Origin of the sequence: Mesorhizobium sp. M2A.F.Ca.ET.042.01.1.1 (assembly GCF_003997405.1) — a bacterium.
Taxonomy (GTDB): Bacteria; Pseudomonadota; Alphaproteobacteria; order Rhizobiales; family Rhizobiaceae; genus Mesorhizobium.
In genome coordinates this window covers 1-3,328 of the sequence record NZ_RZRX01000418.1, presented here as the reverse complement: position 1 = coordinate 3,328, position 3,328 = coordinate 1, and the positions used below count along the sequence as shown (strand labels likewise).

The window sequence follows — 3,328 nt, the reverse complement described above, 5'->3', positions numbered from 1 at the left end:
CGGCGGAACTGCGGGCCTCCGAGATTCGCTTCACCCGCTTCTTCAACTCGACTCCCATGGCTATCGCGGGCGTCGATGCGAGCGGGCGCATCCTGCGCACCAACGCGCCATTCCTGCAGCTGTTTTCATCCGTGGTCGACCGGGACGCCGTCGACCGGCGGGTGAGGTTCGAGACCATCGTCCACGAACGCGACCGTCCGGCCTTCGCCGCCGCCCTCGAGAGGGCCAGGCAGCGGCAGGCCAATATCGAGCCGATCGACTCCGTGCTGCCCGGCAATGAGGAGCGCCACATCCGCTTCTACGTCAACGCCGTCGCCGACAGCGCGGGCGGCGAGGGCGCCGAGGAATCGGCCATCGTCTATGCGGTCGAGACCACCGAGCAGAAGGCGCTCGAGGGCCAGATGGCGCAGAGTCAGAAGATGCAGGCGGTCGGTCAGCTTGCCGGCGGCATCGCGCACGACTTCAACAACGTGCTCACCGCCATCATCATGGCGTCCGACCTTCTGTTGACCAACCACCGGCCGTCGGACCCGTCCTTTCCCGACATCATGAACATCAAGCAGAACGCCAATCGGGCGGCTTCGCTCGTGCGGCAATTGCTGGCCTTCTCGCGCAAGCAGACGCTGCGGCCGGAAGTGCTCAACCTGACCGATGTCCTGGCCGATCTCCGGATGCTGCTCGCCCGCCTTGTCGGCAACGACATCAAGCTGAAGATCGACCACGGGCGCGACCTGTGGCCGGTCAAGGTCGACATCGGCCAATTCGAGCAGGTGGTGGTCAACCTCGCCGTCAACGCGCGCGACGCCATGCCGAGCGGCGGTGATCTTACCGTGCGCACCCGCAACGTCACGGCGGAAGAGTGCAAATCCTTCGCCTATCGCGAATTAACGCCGGCCGACTATGTGCTCGTCGATGTCGAGGACACCGGCAGTGGCATCGCGCCCGACGTTCTGAAGAAGATCTTCGAGCCGTTCTTCACGACCAAGGAAGTGGGCAAGGGCACGGGCCTCGGTCTGTCGATGGTCTACGGCATCATCAAGCAGACCGGCGGCTTCATCTTCTGCGATTCCGAGGTCGGCAAGGGCACGGTGTTCCGCATCTTCCTGCCGCGCCACATCGCCGAGGTGAAGAAGCAGGCCGAGCCCGGCGAAGCGCCGGCAGCCATGGCGGCGGCCCCGGCCAAGCCGTCCGACACGGCCAAGGACCTGTCCGGCTCGGCCACCGTGCTTCTGGTCGAGGACGAGGACGCCGTGCGCATGGGCGGTGTGCGGGCGCTGACGTCGCGCGGCTACACCGTGCATGAGGCGTCGTCCGGCGTCGAGGCGCTGGAAGTGTTCGAGGCGCTCGGCGGCAAGGTCGACATCGTCGTGTCCGACGTGGTGATGCCGGAGATGGACGGGCCGACATTGCTCGGCGAGTTGCGCAAGCGTCAGCCGGATATCAAGTTCGTGTTCGTTTCGGGTTATGCCGAGGACGCCTTTGCCAAGAACCTGCCGGCCGACGCCCATTTCGGCTTCCTGCCGAAGCCGTTCTCGCTCAAGCAATTGGCGACGATCGTCAAGGACGTGCTGGAATCCTAGAGCGCTTTGACGCAATTGCGGACGGACGACCCAGGGCGAAGGCGCTGGTGCCTGACCGCCTTACAGCTCGCTGGAACTGCTTCTAAATCAGCTATCGCTTGCACATTGCGACAGCCCTGCCATGATGGCGGCCGGATGGGTCTATCATGGGGGTGGTAGCGCGTGACGCCGCATATCGAGGCGGACAGGGGCGATTATGCCGAAACGGTGCTGTTGCCGGGCGATCCCGAGCGCGCTCAATGGATGGCGGAGACCTTTCTCGAGGCGCCTCGCTGCGTCAACCGCCGAAGGGGCGCGCTGGGCTTCACCGGTCGCTTCCGCGGCAAGCCGGTCAGCATCCAGGCGACCGGTATCGGCGTTTCATCCTTCCTGATCTACGCCCATGAATTGCTCGACTATCATGGCGCGAAGACGCTGATACGCACCGGCACCAGTGGCGGCTTGTCAGACGATGTGCCCTTGCGCGGGCTCGTCATCTCCAGCGAAGTGCGGGCAGAGAGTGCAGTTAGCGGACAGGTGTTCGGGCTGTACCACCCGGCGGGACCGGATCCGGCGCTGCATGCGTTGGCGCTGCGACGCGCGGCTGATCTCGGCATCGCCTGCAGCGCCGGGCTGACAATCTGTAGCGACGTGTTCCACCATCCCGACGGCCGCGCGCGGTTCGACGAGCCGAGGGCGCTTGGGGCGCTGGCGGTCGATATGGAGACCAGCGCGCTCTACCGGATTGCCGCACAGTTCGGCGCACGCGCCCTGTCGCTGCTCACCGTGGTCGATCACATCGCCACCGGCGAGCTGACGGACTATGCGGAGCGTCAGGCCCTCTTCACCGACATGAGCCGGCTGGCGCTCGAAGTCGCGGCAGCGGCTTAGGCGGCTTCCCGCTTCAACGCAGCCTGTTCCTCGGCATTGGGCCGGTGGCCGCGCAGATAGAGCGCGCAGGTCGTGCGCAGCATGGAGGCGAAGTTCGGGATCTGGCCGTTGATCTCGATCGCCTCGTCATAGAGCTTCGAGATGAATTTCGGTGTCGTCAGTCCCTGGCTGTCGGCGATCTCGTCAAGCAGATCCCAGAACGTCGCCTCGAGCTGGATGCTGGTCGAATGACCGTCGATGCGAATCGACCGGTTGATCTGCCGGTAGCCTTCCGGGTTTTGCCCGGCGAAGACTCTGCACATCAGTACCTCCCGTTTTTGTTTGTCTTGGGCGCCGATTGAGCGAGCCGGCGCCTTTTTGAACACTGCCTGCGTTTGTCATCTTCGATCCAATGGCCGGCAACGGCAATCAGACTTTCGTCCTTAGGCGCGCCCATCCTCGCCCGCGCCGGGAGACTACCCATTTCCAAGCCGCATGCGTGGTAATCGGCTGCCACCACCTTTTTTCGCCAGCACGCATAATCGGCTTCGAAATCAAGAAAGCTGCGGAGTCCGATTTGGCGAAGGCGATCCATTCCATGATCAGGGTTCTCGACGAGGCACGGTCCGTCGATTTCTACAAGGCCTTCGGCCTCGAGGTGGCGCAGCGGCTCGATTTCGAGACTTTCACACTGATTTATCTCAGCAATGCGGACTCGCCCTTCGAGGTGGAGCTGACCGTGAACAAGGGGCGCACCGAGCCCTATGCGCTGGGCGACGGCTACGGCCATCTCGCCGTCTCGGTCGCCGATCTCGACAGCGAGCATGACCGGATCGGCGCGCTCGGGTTCAATCCGGGGAAGATCGTCGAGTTCAACCGCGACGGGGTGCGGATTGCCC

4 protein-coding genes are annotated in these 3,328 nt (G+C 64.1%); 3 read left to right on the top strand and 1 reads right to left on the bottom strand.

From position 1 onward, the window contains the following. Both EOA23_RS32960 and EOA23_RS32955 read left to right on the top strand, forming a co-directional pair. On the top strand, positions 1-1,580 hold a 1,580-nt coding region (locus tag EOA23_RS32960), incomplete at its 5' end, for an ATP-binding protein (protein ID WP_127307138.1). Between the two features lie 162 nt (positions 1,581-1,742). Beyond that, positions 1,743-2,450: a DeoD-type purine-nucleoside phosphorylase gene (locus EOA23_RS32955; RefSeq protein WP_126060663.1), complete on the top strand. Its 708-nt coding sequence runs from the start codon at positions 1,743-1,745 to the stop codon at positions 2,448-2,450. Here EOA23_RS32955 and EOA23_RS32950 read toward each other — a convergent pair. Further along, complete coding sequence (locus EOA23_RS32950) at positions 2,447-2,752, bottom strand: ribbon-helix-helix domain-containing protein (protein ID WP_126060664.1); 306 nt, start codon at positions 2,750-2,752, stop codon at positions 2,447-2,449. The genes EOA23_RS32955 and EOA23_RS32950 overlap by 4 nt on opposite strands. A 254-nt stretch (positions 2,753-3,006) precedes the next feature. Here EOA23_RS32950 and EOA23_RS32945 point away from each other — a divergent pair. Beyond that, a partial coding sequence (locus tag EOA23_RS32945; RefSeq protein WP_127307137.1) for a VOC family protein occupies positions 3,007-3,328 on the top strand: 322 nt, incomplete at its 3' end.